This window comes from Mesorhizobium sp. P5_C1, assembly GCF_054049815.1.
The window spans coordinates 1-509 of record NZ_JBFULQ010001433.1 but is presented as its reverse complement, the minus strand read 5'-3'; the positions used below and the strand labels follow the sequence as shown (position 1 = coordinate 509).

Here is a 509-nt window from a genome sequence, read left to right as displayed (position 1 = left end):
CCGGAAAAGGCAAGTGCTCCCCAGTGGCGAGGACCAGGTGAATATTGCTCCCTACGATTTCCCGTCCGGCCATTATCGCCTCTATGTCGGGGTCCACGCCCCAGGCTTCGATGGTCGGGTCCAATCGAAGAGCCATCAAAGTCTGCCCCATGCCACAGCCAACATCCAAAATGCTCGTCGCTGTACGTGGCAGCGGAGGAAGAGAGTGGCTTGGATGCATGGCATCGAGAGCAAAGGCCAGCTCTCGACGATGATACTCCACCCCAGCGCTCATGGCTCGCTCCAGAACACGGTTGATGTCCAATTGGCGGCTGCAAAGGAAAGTCAACTGGCTCTACGTGCAGCTGTGCCGCACATGACAGGATACATCTTCGTGGAGCACCTCTCAATCGTATGACAGTCCCGTGCCGCCAATGTTGGTGGGCGAACCGCCTAAAAGGCTATCATCTGAATCGCAACCATGTCTTGATCGCATACGCCCTGGGATCGAGAGAGCCAGTTTCACAAAC

At 56.4% G+C, this 509-nt stretch carries 1 protein-coding gene; it reads right to left on the bottom strand.

Annotated elements, in window-relative coordinates; genetic code table 11:
- Positions 1-274: class I SAM-dependent methyltransferase (locus ACXJ7R_RS36200; RefSeq protein ID WP_457155957.1), on the bottom strand; the 274-nt coding region annotated here is incomplete at its 3' end.
- Between the last annotated feature and the right edge of the window lie 235 nt (positions 275-509).